Source organism: Paenarthrobacter sp. Y-19 (assembly GCF_029223985.1).
Classification (GTDB): Bacteria; Actinomycetota; Actinomycetes; order Actinomycetales; family Micrococcaceae; genus Arthrobacter; species Arthrobacter nicotinovorans.
On the sequence record NZ_CP119414.1, the window covers coordinates 3,386,752 to 3,402,946 of the forward strand.

The following is a 16,195-nucleotide window of genomic DNA, read 5'->3' on the forward strand; positions in this document are numbered from 1 at the left end:
CCGTCAGTCGATCAGCGCTACGCCGAACTCAGCGACGACGGCCCGCAATTCCTTGAGGTAGCGCTGCGCTTGGTCAGTGAGCGGAATCGCTGCGTGGCCGATCCAGCCGATCTCGATGCGTTCGTCAACGTCGAGCGGGATGGCGACGATCTCCGGGTCGAGGCGGCCGCTGATGATGCCCGTCGAGATTGTGTAGCCGTGGAGACCGATCATGAGGTTGAAGATCGTGGCACGGTCAGAGACCCGGATCTCCTGCTTGCTGGACAACGTGGAGAGAATCTCCTCGGCGAAGTAGAAGGAGTTATTCGCACCTTGGTCGAAGGTTAGCCGCGGCATGCCGGCGAGATCGTCGAGGGTCGCGCGCTCTTTTGAGGCGAGCGGGTTGTGCCGTGAAATGAAAATGTGCGGATCGGCAAGGAAGAGCGGAGTGAACGCGAGCCCGGAATCCCGGATCAGCTTGTCGATGATCTTCCGGTTGAAATCGTTCCGGTAAAGGATGCCTATCTCGCTGCGGAGCGTCCGGACATCCTCGATGATGTCCCAGGTTCGGGACTCGCGCAGCGAGAACTCGTATTCGGCCACGTCAGTGGCCTTGACCATCCGGACGAAGGCGTCAACCGCGAACGAGTAGTGCTGCGTTGACACCCCGAGCAAACGTCGCGTCGGCGGGCTGCCGAGGTAGCGCTGCTCAAGGAGAGCAAACTGCTCGACGACCTGCCTCGCATAGCCGAGGAACTCCACCCCGTCGGCGGTGAGGGTGACCCCGCGGGCGGAACGGAGCAGGAGCGCACGGCCCACCCGGGCCTCAAGATCCTTCATCGCGGCAGACATTGTCGGCTGCGCAACGTAGAGAAGGTCTGCAGCCGCGGAGATCGACCCCTCAGCTGCAACCTCTATGAAGTAACGGAGCTGCTGCAGGGTCAGACCACTCGAAATCTGGGGCATAGGGAAATTCTATATGAATGCATAGAAAGGCCTAGTTACCCGATATCCCCAGGAAGGTTGCACCATGGATACATCCCCTTCTGAAAGGCCGTCTCCGGCCCATCACCACGGATTGGCAACGCATGGCAGACGACTTCAGCTTCAGCATCACCACCACCCGCTTCGACGAGGACTACTCGCCGTCGGAAGGCTCCCGGATCACGACGAATTTCGCCAACCTGGCACGGGGCGAGCACCGCCAGGAGAACCTCCGCAACGCCTTGACGATGATGCGGCGACGCTTCAACGATCTCGCAGCCTGGGACAACCCGCACCGGGACCGCTACACGCTCGAACTTGAGATCGTTTCCGTACAGATACAGCTCCCCACGGAAGCCACGGACCAGCAGTTCCCCCTGTTCGAGGTTCTCGACATCCAGATCGTCGACCAGCTGAACGGGGTCCGTCACCAAGGGATCGTGGGAAACAACTTCTCCTCCTACGTCCGCGACTTCGACTTCAGCGTCGTACTGCCGGCAGCAGCAGGCGACTCAGGCAAGCCCACCGTTCCCGAAGACTTCGGCGATCTTCACGGCAAACTGTTCCAGCACTTCCTCGATTCCCCGGAATGCCAGGAACGCTTCCCGCAGCCGCCGGTGGTCTGCATCAGCGTCTCCACGAGCAAGACATACCGGCGCACCGGAAACCATCACCCTGTCCTGGGCGTCGAGTACCAGCAGGACGACTTCTCGCTGACCGACCTGTACTTCGGAAAGATGGGGCTGCAGGTCCGCTACTTCATGCCGCCCGGCAGCGTCGCGCCGCTCGCCTTCTATTTCCGCGGCGACCTGCTCAACGACTACTCCAACCTGCAGCTCATCGGCACGATCAGCACCATGGAGACGTTCCAGAAGATCTACCGCCCGGAGGTCTACAACGCGAACTCCGCCGCCGCCGCCATCTACCAGCCGAGCCTGGGAGAACAGGATTACTCGCGGACCCGGATCGCTTACGACCGCGTCGAGCGCAGTCAGCTCGCGGTCAAGCAGGCGAAATACACGGAGGAGCACTTCATCACTCCCCACAAGGACCTGTTGGACCGGTGGACCGCCAAATACCCCGCTCTCGTCAACTGACCCCCGGAGAAACGTCAATCATGAACACACTTTTGCCCACCACCGTTGTCGGAAGCCTGCCGAAACCATCGTGGCTCGCACAGCCGGAGACTCTTTGGTCGCCGTGGAAACTGGAGGGAGATGCGCTGCTCGAAGGCAAGCAGGATGCCCTGCGCATCGCCATCCAGGAACAGACCCGGCGCGGCATCGACATTGTCAGCGACGGCGAGCAAACCCGCCAGCACTTCGTCACTACCTTCATCGAGCATCTCAGCGGGGTCGACTTCGAACAGCGCAAGACCGTGCGCATCCGCGACCGCTACGACGCGAGCGTGCCGACCGTCGTCGGACCGGTGCGCCGTGAACGGCCGGTATTCGTCGAAGACGCAAAGTTCCTCCGCGCAACCACCGACCGGCCGATCAAATGGACTCTTCCCGGTCCAATGACAATGGTGGACACGCTCTACGATGACCACTACAAGAGCCGCGAGAAGCTGGCCTGGGAGTTCGCCGCGATCCTGAACGAGGAGGCGAAAGAACTGGAGGCGGCCGGAGTGGACATCATCCAGTTCGACGAGCCCGCGTTCAATGTCTTCCTCGATGAGGTCAAAGACTGGGGCGTGGCCGCCCTGGAGAGAGCGGCAGAGGGACTGCGCGCGGAGACCGCCGTGCATATCTGCTACGGCTACGGGATCAAGGCGAATACTGACTGGAAGGCGACGCTCGGCTCACAGTGGCGGCAGTACGAGGAATCGTTCCCGCTGCTGCAGAATTCCAGCATCGACATCATCTCGCTGGAGTGCCAGAACTCCCACGTGCCCATGGACCTCATCGAGCTCCTCCGCGGCAAGAAAGTCATGCTCGGGGCAATCGACGTCGCAAATGAGACCATCGAGACCCCGGAGGAGGTCGCCGACACCCTCCGCAAGGCCCTGCAGTTCGTCGATGCGGACAAGCTCATCCCCAGCTCGAACTGCGGCATGGCGCCGTTCCCCCGGGACGTCGCGCTGGCCAAGCTGAGCGCTCTCAGCGCAGGGACGAACATCATCCGCGAGGAACTCGCCCGCTCCGCCGCCCAGGTGTCATAACCATGTTTCACGCCTACCCGCCGGACACGTGGGTCGGGGCTCCGAAGCAAAGCTTCCCGTCCTCCCTCTCGGCCGACGAATTCAAAGCACTGTTCCGTGGCCACCCGGGAGGTGTCGCCGTCATCACGGCGGATGCCGGCGAAGGACCGGTGGCGCTGACGGTGTCGTCGGTCGTGTCAGTGAGTGCGGAACCTCCGTTGCTGATTTTCTCGGTCTCGGCATTGTCCTCTGCCTCTGAGGTCCTTTCACGCGCCGAAACCGTCGTCGTGCACCTGCTGGACGCGCACGACATCGACTTGGCGAAGTTTGGAGCCACCCCCGGCGCCGACCGCTTTGACCAAACGCACCGCTGGTCGACCCTTGAAACCGGAGAAGCGGTGTATGACGATGTGCGCGCCTGGGTGCGTTGCGCCGTCATCAATCGCATGGAGGTGGGGACCTCCAGCATCATCGCCGTTCACGCCCTGGAGTCCCGCGTGATGCGTGACGTCCAAGCGGGCGAATCCGGCGACGCCCTGGTCTACCACAACCGTTCATGGCACCGCCTGGGCGAGCATTCCAAGCATGAAGGCTGAGCGCCGCGCCAACAATGCAATGCAGCAGGCCGAACGGCGGACGACGGCGGGAGCATAACTCCCGCCGTCGTCCTCGTTAAAGTCGACGGCGGTGCGGTCGCCGTCGTCGAACTGCGCGCGAAGCGGTCCCCTGGGGCTAAGCCGCCAGCGCCCCTTCAACGGCGGCAATTGCGGCCCGCGTAATGCTTTCCCGCTCGCCGGTTCCCTCCACGGTCAACAGAATCCCGCGCTTGGTGTACGCCGTCAAAACCGGCTGGGTCTCTTCGCGGTACAGCTCCAACCGACGTTGGATCACGTCTTCGGTATCATCGCTCCGACCCTGTTCTTGGGCACGGCGGAGCATCCGGGCCAGCAACTCGCCGTCCGGGGCCGTGAGCGCCAGGACAACTTCCAAGGGCTGGCCACGTGCTGCAAGCATCTCGTCCAGGGCCCCGATCTGAATGACAGTCCGGGGGTAGCCATCCAGCAGGAAGCCGTCGGCAGCATCGGGTTCCTCCATGCGCTGCTTGAGCATGTCCGTGGTGACGTGGTCCGGCACGAACTCGCCCTTGTCCATGAAAGCACTGGCTTCCAGCCCGAGTTCGGTTTTGTCCCGGACGTGGGCGCGGAACAGATCCCCCGTGGAGATGGCGGGAATCCCGAAATGCCGCGCAAGGTGCTCAGCCTGCGTGCCTTTGCCGGAACCTGGAGGGCCCATGATGATCAGTCGCGCCATGACACTGGTCCGTTTCGAGAGGCGGCCGGGGTTACAAGACTACTCTCCCGCTAGGAGCTGGAGCGCGGGTGCATGATCCGCATCTGGTCCCAGGTACGCTCCGATGCAGCGATGTTCTGGTTGGACCGCTCACGGTCCAGGGAGGCGAGTTCGACGGCGATCGCCTGGACTGCGGATACCGCACCTGTCAGGGATGGGAAGAATCCCGCGCCTTCCGTAGGCACCACGATCCGATGATCAGCATGCACTGCCACCGGCGATCCTGCGCTGTCCGTGATGGAGGCGATGGGGGTGCCCAGGTTGTGCGCGATCTCGACAGCACGCATGGTGCTGTCGTAGACCCTCCAAAGGCTGATCGCGATGACGAGGTCTTCTGCACCAAGCCGTGCAATGGCGTTGGTCAGGGCAGCGACGTCGGCATCGAGGAGCCGGACGTTGTAGCCGGCGATGATCGCGTTGTGTTCCAGCGCCTTGCCCGGGATGGCGTAACTGCCTGCTGCAACGATGAAAGTCTGCCGTGCACCGGCAATCGCCTGCGCAATGTCATGAAGAGTGTTGGCATCCAGGGTTCGCTCAAAGTGGGCCAGGTTGGCGCGATCCGTGGACACTGCAGCCTGTGCCGGGCTGTTGATGTGGCCGTTGTGTTCGGCGGCAACTTCCACTGCGCTAAGGGACGCCAGGAAGCGTGAACGCAGCTCGAATTGGAAGTCTGCCCACCCCTTGAATCCCAGTGTTTGCGCGGTTCTTGTCACCGTGGAGGCATTCGAGGCGGCAGCCCCGGCGATGTCGCTGACAGAGCCGTAGGACGCAAGCCGTGGCTGGGATCGGAGGATGCCAATGACTTGCAATTGGCGTGCCGCGAGCTTCCGCCCTTGGACACGGCTGTCCAACCACTCGGTCAACGTTGACGAGTCGAAATCTTCTTCCACCTATTGACCTACCTCACACTTTGGCCGTAACTTCGATACATCGCTTCTGCACAGATCCGTGCATATTCCTAAAAATGTACAACTTGGCCCACTTTGGCAGGAATCACCATGTCTCTCACAGCACGCTTGGATCGTCTGGCTCTCAGTCGACCACACTACAAGCTTCTCCTTATCGGAGGCCTCGGCTACTCGTTCGACGGCATGGACGGTGCAGTAGTCGCCTTCCTGCTCCCGCGCATCCAGGAACTATGGGGCCTCAGCACCGCCAGCCTCGGATTGGTTGGCTCCGCGGCCCCGTTCGGCTTCTTCTTCGGCGCAATCCTGGCCGGTTGGATGGGTGACCGCTTCGGCCGCAAGAAGGTCATGTTGTGGGCTCTTGCCTTCTACTGCCTCATGTCGATCGTCGCGGCCATGGCCCCCAACTTCGAAATCTTCCTGATTGCACGGATCTTTGCAGGATTGGGGGCCGGCGCTGAAAGCGTGATCATCGCCCCCTTCCTCTCCGAGTTCATCCCTCCCAAGCGCCGCGGCTGGTTCATTGGAACCCTGGCCGGCTTCTTCTCCTTCGGCTTCGTGGCTGCCGCACTCATCGGCCGGTTCGTGGTTCCGATGGGCGAGGATGGCTGGCGCTGGGCGCAGGTCATCACTGCCGTTCCCATCCTCCTCCTGCTCTGGTGGCGTCGCAGCCTGCCCGAATCCCCCCGCTTCCTCATCAGCCGCGGACGCATCGCAGAGGCAACCGCAGTTGTGGATCGCTTTGAGCAGAGCGTAGTGAAAGCCACCGGGAAGCCCTTGGAGCCCTTGCCATCCGCGGAAGAAGAGATCACCAAGCACGAGCAAAAGATCAGTGTCTGGAATGCCCTGAAATTCATGTGGTCCAAGGCAATGCGCCGCCGGACCGCGGTGATCTGGTTGATCTGGTTCGTCATCACGTTCTCCTACTACGGCTTCTTCTCCTGGATTCCCACGTTGCTGGTAGGCCGTGGCATCACGGTCACCAAGAGCTTCGAATTCTCCATCCTCATTTACCTGGCACAGATCCCCGGCTACTTCTCGGCGGCCTGGTTGTGTGACCGGATCGACCGCAAAAACACCATCGCCCTCTACCTGGCGGGATCGGCCATCAGCGCCTTCTGGCTGAGCCAGTCCAACGATTCCGGCATGATCCTGGTGGCCGCAGCAACGTTGTCCTTCTTCCTGAACGGCACCTACGCAGGTGTTTACGCCTACACGCCGGAGCTCTTCCCCACCTGGATGCGCGCCACCGGCGTTGGCCTTGCCAGTGCTGTGGGCCGCGTCGGCAGCATCCTGGCCCCGTCCATCATCGGAATCTTCGCGGCTTCCCTCGGTTTCGGCGGAGTGTTCACCATGACCACCGTGGTGCTGACAATCGGCGTCCTGGGCGTCGTGATCTTCGGCGCCTCCACTGCGGGCAAGTCGCTGGAAGACATCAACGCCCGAGCCGAACATGACCCGGCAGCGGCAGGAACAGCGAGCAAATGAGCGGAAACACCATGAAGACTGACACCACGTTCCAAGAGGCCTTCACCTCCCTGCAGAAGGATCCGGGAGTCATCCTGTTCACTGCATTGCAGTGGATCCCGCAACGTTCCGGCCTGAAGCGGCTGTTCACCAGCCATCCCGCGGAATACCCGGTGGGCGGAGAGAAGACCGTCGAGATCTCCCCCGGCTGGCTGGGAACCGTCATCGAAGAAAAGAAGCCGTTCCTTGCCCCTGACCTGGCAGCACTCCGCGAAGTCTTTTCAGACTCCGGACTTATCCAGCAGCTCGGCTGCGGAGCCGTGATCAACGTGCCGGTCCTCGATCCCGACAACAACGTGGTGGGCGTCCTGGCGCTCCTTGATGCGGAAGGCAAGTACACGCAGCAAAGTGTGGACACCGCCGTCGAAGTCATCAACGCGAACCTGCCCGCGCTGGTCCAAGCCTTTGAAGCCCATCCCACTGAAGTACCTGAAGACCCCGAAGTCCCCGGGAAGGAAACCGTTTAGCATGAGCACCACCCTTGAAACCACGGCCCTCGTCATCCGCAACGCCAGCGTCCTGGACGTGGACGCCGGCACCTACTCGACTGCCGACGTCGTGAGCGTTGATGGAAAGATCAGCAGCGTAGGACCGAACGCCGAGGCACCTTCGAACGCCCGGGTCATCGACGGCACAGGGAAGTTCGTCATCCCGGGCCTCATCGACGCCCACGTCCATGTCGTGGCGTCAAGCGCCGACTTCCGTTCCCTGACCTACACGCCGGCGTCGTACGTCTACGCGCAGACGGCCCGGATCATGGGAGAGATGCTGCGCCGCGGCTTTACTACTGTCCGTGACCTCTCGGGCGCCGACTTCGGGCTGGCCATGGCGCAGGAGGAGGGGCTGCTGGAAGGCCCGAAAATCCACTTCTGCGGCCATGCGCTGAGCCAGACCGGCGGTCACGGCGATATGCGGCTCCCCGGCGAAGATCATGATCCCAATGGCCGCGGCTGCTGTGGCATCGGCCGGGTGGCTGATGGCGTAGACGCCGTCAGGGCCGCTGCCCGCGACGAAATCCGCAAGGGCGCCCACCACATCAAGATCATGGCGTCCGGCGGCGTCTCCTCCCCCACTGACCGCATCGACTCGACGCAGTATTCCATGGAGGAAATGCGGGCAGCAGTGGAAGAGGCCGAGGCCGCCAACCGCTACGTCGCAGCCCACGCCTACACCGCCCGGGCCATCAACCGCGCGCTGGAAGCCGGCGTGCGTTCGATCGAACACGGCAACCTCCTGGACGACGAAAGCCTGCGGCTCTTCCTCGAGAAGGACGCCTTCCTGGTTCCCACGCTGGTGACCTACTGGGCGTTGAAGGAAGAAGGCAAGGAATTCGGCCTCACCGAGGAGATGTGGGCCAAGGTGGACTCCGTGCTCACCAGTGGACTCGAAGCCATCTCGCGTGCACACCAGGCAGGCGTCAAGATGGCCTTCGGATCCGATCTTCTGGGCGGCATGCACCGCCACCAGAACGAACAGTTCAGGCTGTTGGGCAAGGTCCAGCCCGCCATCGACGCCATCCGCTCAGCCACCACGACGGCGGCGCTGCTGCTTGAGCGCGCAGGTGAACTTGGCGTGGTGGCGCCGGGCGCCGACGCGGACATGCTGGTCCTGGACGCGGATCCGGTGGCCGATATCTCCGTGCTTGCCGATATTTCGGAGCACCTCGAATACCTGGTCCAGAACGGCCGGGTGATCTCCTAGCGCCTGCTCCCGAGGGCCATCAGGCCTGTTCTTCCCCTCCGAAAAGCCCGATAATGTAAGCATGCTGATCAATACCGAATCGAGCAGGAGGAGGACAAAGTGACCACGAAAGTGAACAAGACAATCATGGTCAACGTTCCGATCAGTACGGCCTACAGGCAATGGACACAGTTCGAGGAATTCCCGCACTTCATGGGCGGAGTGGAGCGAGTGACGCGGCTCGGCGACGACCGCCTTGAATGGGTCGCCGAGATTGCAGGCGTCCACCGCACGTGGGAAGCCAGGATCGTCCAGCAGGACGTGGACCGTGCCGTGGCGTGGGCCGCCGTCGAGGGTGTCAAGAACGCAGGGTGGGTGGAGTTCAAGGAAGCCGGCCCCAGCCAGACTTCCCTGCACTTGTCGTTGGAATACGAACCCCACGGCGTCTTGGAATACCTGGGGGACAAGTTGCACATTGTTGAGAGGCAGGCTGAGTCAGACTTGAAGAAGTTCAAGGAGTACATCGAAAAGCAGGCACCGGAGACCGGCGCCGCGGGAACCGGCACCACAAACACCACAGGAACCGACACCACAAACACCACACCGGTTATCGACCCCATCAACCACCCGTTCGACCAGACCAACGGGTTGGCGGACGTCGATGGAGACTCGGATGGCACCGCCGAAAGCGATACCCAAAGCAAGGCCGAACGCAGGGACGGGGACGACCCCGGAGCCATCCCTCCACTGGGTGGCACCCTCGGCCAGCACTGACCGGAGAAAGCAAGCGGGGTTACTTACGGCCCATAGGGGGTATCCCAAAGGCCATAAGTAACCCCGCGTTGTTCTACTTGGTGCCGGTGTAGACGACGGCGGGCGCCGCCGGGGCCTGCATCCCCTCACCGATGAAGAAGCCCGGGTGCGGCGGCTGGTTGTACGCCACATTCTCACGTGCAACAGCCGTGCGGTAGACGGTGTCGTGCATCAGCGTGCGCAGGCGAACCTCGGTGGGAGCCGTGGTGGTGTAGATCCTGAGTTCGGTGCTGTCCGTGGACGGCCAGGCGATCTCCTCGCGCCAGTCACCCAGGATGTCGGCCTGGATGGACGGGTTGCCCTTGGTGGTGTTGTTGCTGCGGGCACCGTCTGCCGTCAGGAGGCGGTCGCTGGTTTCGGTTTCCCAGTTCCACTTGGAGATGGTGGGGACGCCACGGGAGACCGTTGCATCGTAGTCGTGGTCAACGATCTCGCGGAGCAGGTCCCCGTCCCACCAAGCCAGGAAGTTGGCGGCGGGAATGTTCTCGGAGATCAGCTCACCCTTGGCCGACCTCAGCTGGCCCACCGGCGAGTCCCAGGCGGCGGAACCACCCACGGCCCAGCCCTCGGCCCCTTCATAGCGGGGATCGATGTCACCCGCTGCACCACGGCCGGTGTCCTTGACGGCAGGGATGCTCCAGAGAATTTCACCCGTAGCAGCATCCCGGAAGGTCGCTCCACGGTTGCCGCTTTGCCCCATGCTTTCGTGGACGGCAAATGTCTCCAGCCCCGGCCTGGACGGGTCGAGGTCGCCGGTGTGGATCGCGTCGCCATGACCGAGCTTGGTGTTGTACAGCGGCTGGCCGTTGTCATCGATGGTCATTGAGCCGAAGACGAACTCATCCTTGCCGTCCTGGTCCACGTCCGCGACGGAGAGGTTGTGGTTGCCTTGCCCCTTGTACTCGTCCCCGGCCTGGTTGGAATCGAAGGTCCAGCGTTTCACGAGTTTTCCGTTGACGAGGTCGTAGGTCACCAGCACTGTGCGGGTGTAGTAGCCGCGGCTGAACATCAGCGAGGGGTGTTCGCCGTCGAGATATGCCACGGCTGCGAGGAAGCGGTCAACGCGGTTGCCGTAATTGTCGCCCCACCCTGCCACCGGGCCCCGGGCCGGCTCGTAAGCGACGGTGTCCATGATCGTTCCAGTCTCGCCCTTGAAGACCGTGAGGAACTCGGGACCGGACAAGACGTAGCCGGCACTGTTGCGGTAGTCGGCGTTGGCGTTGCCGATCACCGTTCCCGCCGCGTCCGTCGTGCCGTCCGCCGTCTTGAACGAGACCTCGGCCTTGCCGTCGCCGTCGAAGTCGTACGCGAGGACCTGCGTGTAGTGTGCGCCGGCGCGAATGTTGCGCCCCAGATCGATGCGCCACAGCTTGGTTCCGTCCAGTTTGTAGGCATCCACGTAGACGTTGCCCGTGTAACCGGATTGCGAGTTGTCCTTCGCGTTGGATGGCGCCCACGTCTGAATAACCTCGTACTTGCCGTCGCCGTCGAGGTCTGCCACGGTGGCGTCGTTGGCCGAGTAGGTGTAGGGCTTGCCGTCGGGCGTCACACCGTCGGCCGGCTTGTCCAGCTTGATGGCCAGGTAGTTCTGCGCCAGGGGCGTGACCGCCTCGGTCAGCTTGTCCCGGCCCTGGCCGTTGCCGACGGTCTTGATCACGTAGCTGGACTGCGCCGTCCCGTCCGGGTCAACGAACATCGTGGCGTTGCGCAGGGGTTCGGGGGTGATGTTGACGCCGTCGCGCAGAACCTGGAAGCCGACACTTTCTTTGTCCAGGCCGAGCATACGCCAGCTCACTGTGACGCCCTGATCCGTCAGGACGGCTACGGGTGCGCGGTCCAGGTTTTCCACTTGGCGCTTCAGCGAAGCGGGGTCCTTGGCGGCAGGCACGACGGCGGGAAGTCCGGTTTGCGCTGACTGCGGGAGTTGGGCGGGAGCTGCTTGGGCAAGCGGGACGCCTGTCAGCGCGATGGCGGCGGCAGCCAGGGAGGCAGAGGCCGCCAGTGGAACTGCCCTCCGCGCATGACGACGGGCGGTGGGGTAGGAACATTTCGAGGTGTGAGCCAAAGAACATCTCCTTTGATGCTGGGCGGCAGGGGGTCTGCACGCACATTTTTGGAACGTTTCACTCGGCGCCAAGCAATCTCTCCGCATATGAGCGAGTGAAGTGATCGATGCGAGAAAACGCTTTCCGCCAACAAGGTTTACCAGCGCCGCAACCATCCGGTCAAGGGTTTAACAGGAAATGACTGTGCGGCTTCGGTGCGAAATGTTCGAATTTGTCCGTTGCTCCATGTGCATCTGTGAGCCCTCCGTGACGGTCCGTTTCGTCGGATTTCGCCGGATTTAGCCCGGTTGAGCGGGGTGACGGATCGGCTTTGGCCGGGGCACTGCGCTCCGTAGTGTCGTGCCATGCCGAAGCCTTCAGTCACTCCCTTGTCCGTCCTCGACCTGAGCCCGGTTTCTGCCGGGCAGACACCGGGCGAGGCGCTGCGCAGCACCATCGCGCTTGCCGCCTCCGCCGAAGCTTCCGGCTACTCGCGCTACTGGCTCGCAGAACATCACCTCAACACAGGCGTTGCCGGTTCTGCCCCGCATATCCTGGCCGGTTTGGTTGCGTCGGCCACCACGACCATCCGTGTCGGCACGGCGGCCACCCTGTTGGGGAATTACAGGCCGCTCCAGATTGCGGAGAGCATCGGCACGCTCGCCGCCGTGTTCCCGGACCGTGTGGACCTTGGCTTTGGTCGCTCCGGCCCACCGAAGTCGCCCAGCGAACCGGCTCCTGGAGTAGTTCCCCCTACGGACACACCCGGCGATCGCGTGGTTGACGGTTTGCTGATTCCTTCGCCGCGCCCCATCTTCGGCGCCGTCCTTCCCAGGAAATTCCGCTTGCAAGGTGAACTGCTGGGCCGCTTCCCCGGGGACACGGACAACTTCGAGAACGACGTCCAGGACATCATCGGGTTCTTCACGGGAAACTACCGAACGAAACACGGCGAGGAAGTCACGGCTACACCGGCTCTGGGACAGGCGCCGCAGTTCTGGGTCCACGGCTCAACAGCCGGGCCAAGCGCACGGTTAGCGGGAAAACTGGGCCTGCCCTTCGGTGCGAACTATCACGTTGCGCCTGCGGGCGTGCTGGACTCCATCGCCGAGTACCGCGCCCACTTCGAACCGTCCGCCATCTTGCAGGAACCGTACGTGATTGTCTCGGCAGACGTGTTGGTGGCCCCGGACGAACATCAAGCACAGCGACTCGCCCGCGGCTACGCCCAGTGGGTTTACGGTATCCGCAGCGGCCAGGGCGCCATCCCCTACCCCTCGCCGGACGATGCCCTGGATCTTCCCTGGGACGCTGAAGCCGAGGACCTTGTCAAAGACCGCGTGGACACCCGGTTGGTGGGGGACCCACACCAGGTCAGCGACAAGCTACGCACTCTGCAGCGGGCCACGGGCGCCCAGGAACTGCTCATCACCACCATCGCCCATGACCCTGTCGACCGGCAGAACTCCTACCAACTGCTGGCCGAAGCCTGGGGCCTCTGACTTTCCGATTTTCCAACCACCACCAACACGTCCACCACCTACAAAAGGAGCACCATGTCCATCGAAACCACAGTCCAGGATTCAGTACAAGAAGACACCCAGCTGATCACCGCCGATGCCGCGGCCAAACTCATCGAAGAAGGCGCCCTCCTGATCGATGTCCGCAGCGAAGGCGGGCGCGCCAGCACCGGCGCAGTCCCCGGTGCCGTAGTGGTCAACCGCGAGCACGTTGAGGAAGACTTCAGCCCCGAATCCGCGCACCGCCTTGCCCAGGTCAGCGGCACCGACCAGAAAATCGTGGTGTTCTGCGGCTCCGTGAACGGTTCACGTCCCGTCGCGCAGAGGCTCAAAGTCCTCGGCTACGCCAACGCCGTCCACGTGGACGGCGGCTTCCCGGCCCTGCGCGACGCCGGTGTTCCCACCACACCGCCCGTCGAAGCCGTGCCGGCCGTAGACACAGCTCAGGCGTCCACCGGTTCGGGGGCTTCCGGGCGCTGAGTACATGCCGCCGTCGGGCCTTCCGGCGTCAGCACCACCGCCGTCGTCGAGGCTTCCTTCCCGGAAGTCACGACGACGGCACGTGCGTTTCTGCGGTCCCGCGCCTCGCGCAGCCAGTCCAGTCCGCCGGCAAGCAGGGCAACACCAAGCAAAATGCAGCACATCACGATGCCCTGGTGGAACGCATCCTTGGAGGCTTCACCGGTGGCCGCGCCGTACGCTTGCAGGAACATCCCAGCGGCAGCGGCCGAACACAGTGCCGCCGCGAAACGTTGGCTGAGTTGGTAGAAGCCTGCCGCCACTCCGGCCGTGCCGGCAGGTGCATGCGCAAGCGTGAGTGTCTGGTTCGGAGCAACCACCAGCCCGGTGGCCACACCTTGGGCAAGCCCGACGGCGGCTACCGCGAGAGCCGCTGTCCCGCCGTCGAGCATTTGCACGAAAAGGTCCTTGGCAATCAGGCAAGCCAGGCTGCCTACCAGTGCGTAGACGATTCCGGCGCGCCCGTACCGGGCTACGAATCGCCAACTGAAGCTTGACGCCAACAACATCCCGGCTGCTTGCGGCGCGAGAATGGCTGCAGCTGCCAACGGCGCCATCCCTGTCCCGGAGAGGAAGTAGAAGGCGGTCACCGCGGCCATTCCGGCGCCGACGCCGAACTGGCAGAGCGCCACCACCGTGCCCAAGGTGTAGCCCTTGGATTTCACCAACGAGGCACTGAGCAACGGGGTTCGGCCGCGCCGGTGGTAGAGAATCTCCCAGCCGGCGAAAGCCAGCAGCGCGCCGGCCCCGATTGCCAGCGACGTCACGGCAATAATGCCCGCACCGTAAATCGTCGGGATGAGGGAAGCGATCACCACTCCGCCGAGCAACAGGGCGCCCAGGACGTCGATGGAGGGCTTCGCGGTTTCGGGCCGTCTGGCCGAATGTGGCAGGAGCCTGAACGCAAGCGGCACCAGGACCAGTACCAAGGGAACATTCGCGAGGAACAGGATCCGCCATCCGATCGCGGGGTCGCCCACGGACAAGACAAGTCCGCCGATCAGCGGGCCACAGACCGCGGCGGAACCGCCTGCGGCAGCATAGGCACCCAGCGCTTTCGCGCGGTCATGTCCCGAGTAGATGTCCTGCAGGAGGCCAAGCACTTGCGGATTCAGGGTGCCTGCGCCGAGACCTTGGAGGAGCCGCGCGATGATGACCAAAGATGGGTCCGAGGCCAGCCCACCCAACAAGCTCGACGCTCCGAAGACTGCAATACCCGCGATAAAGAGCGTGCGCCGTCCCACGATGTCTCCGAGCCTGCCCGCGGGAACCAACGCGACGCCGAACGCCAAGGAGTAACTGGCAAGGATCCATTGCACCGAGCCTGAGTCGGCATGCAGGGAAACGGACATCGCGGGAACCGCAAGCACGAACATTGACTGGTCCAACAGCGTGATGAATCCGGCGCCCAGGCAAAGCCATAGAGCGGCACGTTTAGCGTGATTTCCGTGGCCGGTCATGCGTTCCTTCCCGCCCCTCTTTGCCTCAAGTTGGCCCGAAAAACAACCAGAAATGGTTAATTTGGGGGCATGTGAATGTCAAAGCGGGTCAGGAAGCCACCGAGAGGACCCGTGCCCGGGAAGCGGCTTGGCCTGCCCGGATTTCCTCGGCGGTGCGGCTCTTCTCCCGATGCGCAACCTCCTGCTTCAACTGCGGAATGACGTGCCGGCCAAACTCGAGGGCATCCGGGACGAAGTCGTAGCCACGGAGTCCGAAGATCTCAAACCCAAGCTCGTGATAGTCCAGGATCGCCTGGGTGACGGTGTCATAAGAGCCGACCAACGCCGTCGCGCTTCCTCCTCCCCCACCAGCGGCCTTGGCGAGGGCCGTCCACAAGGCGCGGTCGTGTAGATCGCCGCGCTCAGCCGCCGCCAGCAAGCGCTGGGTCCCGGCAGCCTCCGGCTTCTGGTTGTAGTGGCGAACAGGATCGATCACCTCACCCGCTGACCGCCGGGCCTGGAACGTCCCAAGGACGCCATGTGCCTTTTCCCACGCCAACTCATCGGTGGCAGCAACAATGGGCCGGAACGCGATCTGCCAGCGCAACGGCTCGGTCCGCCCGAGCGCAGCAGCCCGCGCAAGGATCTGCTCCTGCTGCGATGCGGCGTCGGCCAGCGGTTCACCGAACAGCGCATAGATATCCGCCTCGGCGGCGCCTACTGACCAGGCAGCCTCGGAAGACCCACCAAAGGAAATCCCCGGACGCTTTCCGGCAAAGGGCCCCAAACCAGAGGCAAAGTTTTCAAAGCGGTAATGCTCTCCGTCCCAGTCGAAGGAGTCGCCGGACCACGCCCGCCGCACGATCTGCATGTACTCCTGCGTCCGGCCATACCGGGCGTCCTTTGCCAGGAAATCACCCTCCCTGGCTTGGTCCGCCTGGCTTCCGCCGGTGATGAAGTGAACGGTCAACCGTCCCCGCGCAATGTGGTCCAGTGTCAGGAAGGACCGGGCCGCGAACGTTGGATGCGAGACGTTGGGCCGGTGCGCCAGGCGCAGCTGGATCCGTTCAGTGTTCGCTGCAACCCACGCCGCGTGGATGGAAGGATCCTGCGTACTGGAGTTGTAGGCGAACAGGACGTGGTCCCAGTTGTTGTCCTCGTGGATCCTCGCAATGCGGGCTGCATACTCCGGGTCAAAGAAGGGCGTGGTAGCTGGCCAAGTCTCCGTGGAGTCGTTGCCGGCACCCATGCCGAGGAATTCGATAGGCATTGTGGTTCTCCTGAGGGAAGA

At 63.1% G+C, this 16,195-nt stretch carries 15 protein-coding genes; 9 read left to right on the forward strand and 6 right to left on the reverse strand.

Annotated features, from left to right (window positions below):
- Positions 1–3: 3 nt before the first annotated feature.
- A complete protein-coding gene (locus PYR64_RS15755; RefSeq protein ID WP_018778818.1) occupies positions 4–945 on the reverse strand; it encodes a LysR family transcriptional regulator in 942 nt (313 codons plus the stop codon).
- A gap of 122 nt (positions 946–1,067) precedes the next feature.
- On the opposite strand from PYR64_RS15755, the gene PYR64_RS15760 reads away from it, so the two are divergent.
- From PYR64_RS15760 to PYR64_RS15770, 3 genes are read left to right on the forward strand one after another with little or no spacing between them, the layout of a single operon-like run.
- Positions 1,068–2,060 carry a DUF1852 domain-containing protein gene (locus PYR64_RS15760; RefSeq protein WP_039242901.1) on the forward strand — a complete coding sequence of 331 codons (993 nt, stop codon included), beginning with the start codon at positions 1,068–1,070 and terminating at the stop codon, positions 2,058–2,060.
- Between the two features lie 20 nt (positions 2,061–2,080).
- Positions 2,081–3,127, forward strand: coding sequence for a methionine synthase (locus PYR64_RS15765; RefSeq protein WP_189076647.1), 1,047 nt, complete (start codon positions 2,081–2,083; stop codon positions 3,125–3,127).
- 2 nt (positions 3,128–3,129) lie between these two features.
- Positions 3,130–3,702, forward strand: a complete 573-nt coding sequence (locus PYR64_RS15770; protein ID WP_039242903.1) for a flavin reductase family protein — start codon at positions 3,130–3,132, stop codon at positions 3,700–3,702.
- 136 nt (positions 3,703–3,838) lie between these two features.
- Here the strand turns inward: PYR64_RS15770 and PYR64_RS15775 are convergent, their stop codons facing one another.
- Positions 3,839–4,417 carry an adenylate kinase gene (locus tag PYR64_RS15775; RefSeq protein ID WP_039242904.1) on the reverse strand — a complete coding sequence of 193 codons (579 nt, stop codon included), beginning with the start codon at positions 4,415–4,417 and terminating at the stop codon, positions 3,839–3,841.
- A gap of 50 nt (positions 4,418–4,467) precedes the next feature.
- Positions 4,468–5,346 carry a MurR/RpiR family transcriptional regulator gene (locus PYR64_RS15780; protein WP_082924656.1) on the reverse strand — a complete coding sequence of 293 codons (879 nt, stop codon included), beginning with the start codon at positions 5,344–5,346 and terminating at the stop codon, positions 4,468–4,470.
- A gap of 108 nt (positions 5,347–5,454) precedes the next feature.
- Here PYR64_RS15780 and PYR64_RS15785 point away from each other — a divergent pair, with 108 nt between their 5' ends.
- The 4 genes from PYR64_RS15785 to PYR64_RS15800 all read left to right on the forward strand — a co-directional run bounded on the left by PYR64_RS15785 (position 5,455) and on the right by PYR64_RS15800 (position 9,342).
- Positions 5,455–6,849: an MFS transporter gene (locus PYR64_RS15785; RefSeq protein WP_064722704.1), complete on the forward strand. Its 1,395-nt coding sequence runs from the start codon at positions 5,455–5,457 to the stop codon at positions 6,847–6,849.
- Positions 6,846–7,355 (forward strand): GAF domain-containing protein, encoded by a 510-nt coding sequence (locus PYR64_RS15790; RefSeq protein WP_275776217.1) that lies wholly within the window; start codon positions 6,846–6,848, stop codon positions 7,353–7,355. Before PYR64_RS15785 ends, PYR64_RS15790 begins: the two co-directional genes overlap by 4 nt.
- A gap of 1 nt (position 7,356) precedes the next feature.
- Entirely contained in the window at positions 7,357–8,589 is a 1,233-nt protein-coding gene (locus PYR64_RS15795; protein WP_039242906.1) for an amidohydrolase family protein, read from the forward strand.
- A 99-nt stretch (positions 8,590–8,688) separates the two neighbouring features.
- A complete protein-coding gene (locus tag PYR64_RS15800) occupies positions 8,689–9,342 on the forward strand; it encodes an SRPBCC family protein (protein ID WP_275776219.1) in 654 nt (217 codons plus the stop codon).
- 73 nt (positions 9,343–9,415) lie between these two features.
- On the opposite strand, the gene PYR64_RS15805 is transcribed toward PYR64_RS15800, so the two are convergent.
- On the reverse strand, positions 9,416–11,446 hold the full coding sequence (locus PYR64_RS15805; protein ID WP_275776221.1) for a rhamnogalacturonan lyase: 2,031 nt from the start codon (positions 11,444–11,446) through the stop codon (positions 9,416–9,418).
- 345 nt (positions 11,447–11,791) lie between these two features.
- On the opposite strand from PYR64_RS15805, the gene PYR64_RS15810 reads away from it, so the two are divergent.
- Positions 11,792–12,928, forward strand: a complete 1,137-nt coding sequence (locus PYR64_RS15810; protein WP_275776223.1) for an LLM class flavin-dependent oxidoreductase — start codon at positions 11,792–11,794, stop codon at positions 12,926–12,928.
- A gap of 54 nt (positions 12,929–12,982) precedes the next feature.
- Positions 12,983–13,426: a rhodanese-like domain-containing protein gene (locus PYR64_RS15815; protein ID WP_275776225.1), complete on the forward strand. Its 444-nt coding sequence runs from the start codon at positions 12,983–12,985 to the stop codon at positions 13,424–13,426.
- Here the strand turns inward: PYR64_RS15815 and PYR64_RS15820 are convergent.
- Together PYR64_RS15820 and PYR64_RS15825 are read right to left on the reverse strand one after the other, a co-directional pair.
- A complete protein-coding gene (locus tag PYR64_RS15820; protein WP_275776226.1) occupies positions 13,390–14,925 on the reverse strand; it encodes an MFS transporter in 1,536 nt (511 codons plus the stop codon). The genes PYR64_RS15815 and PYR64_RS15820 overlap by 37 nt on opposite strands.
- Positions 14,926–15,013: 88 nt before the next feature.
- A complete protein-coding gene (locus PYR64_RS15825; RefSeq protein ID WP_275776228.1) occupies positions 15,014–16,174 on the reverse strand; it encodes an LLM class flavin-dependent oxidoreductase in 1,161 nt (386 codons plus the stop codon).
- Positions 16,175–16,195 lie beyond the last annotated feature (21 nt).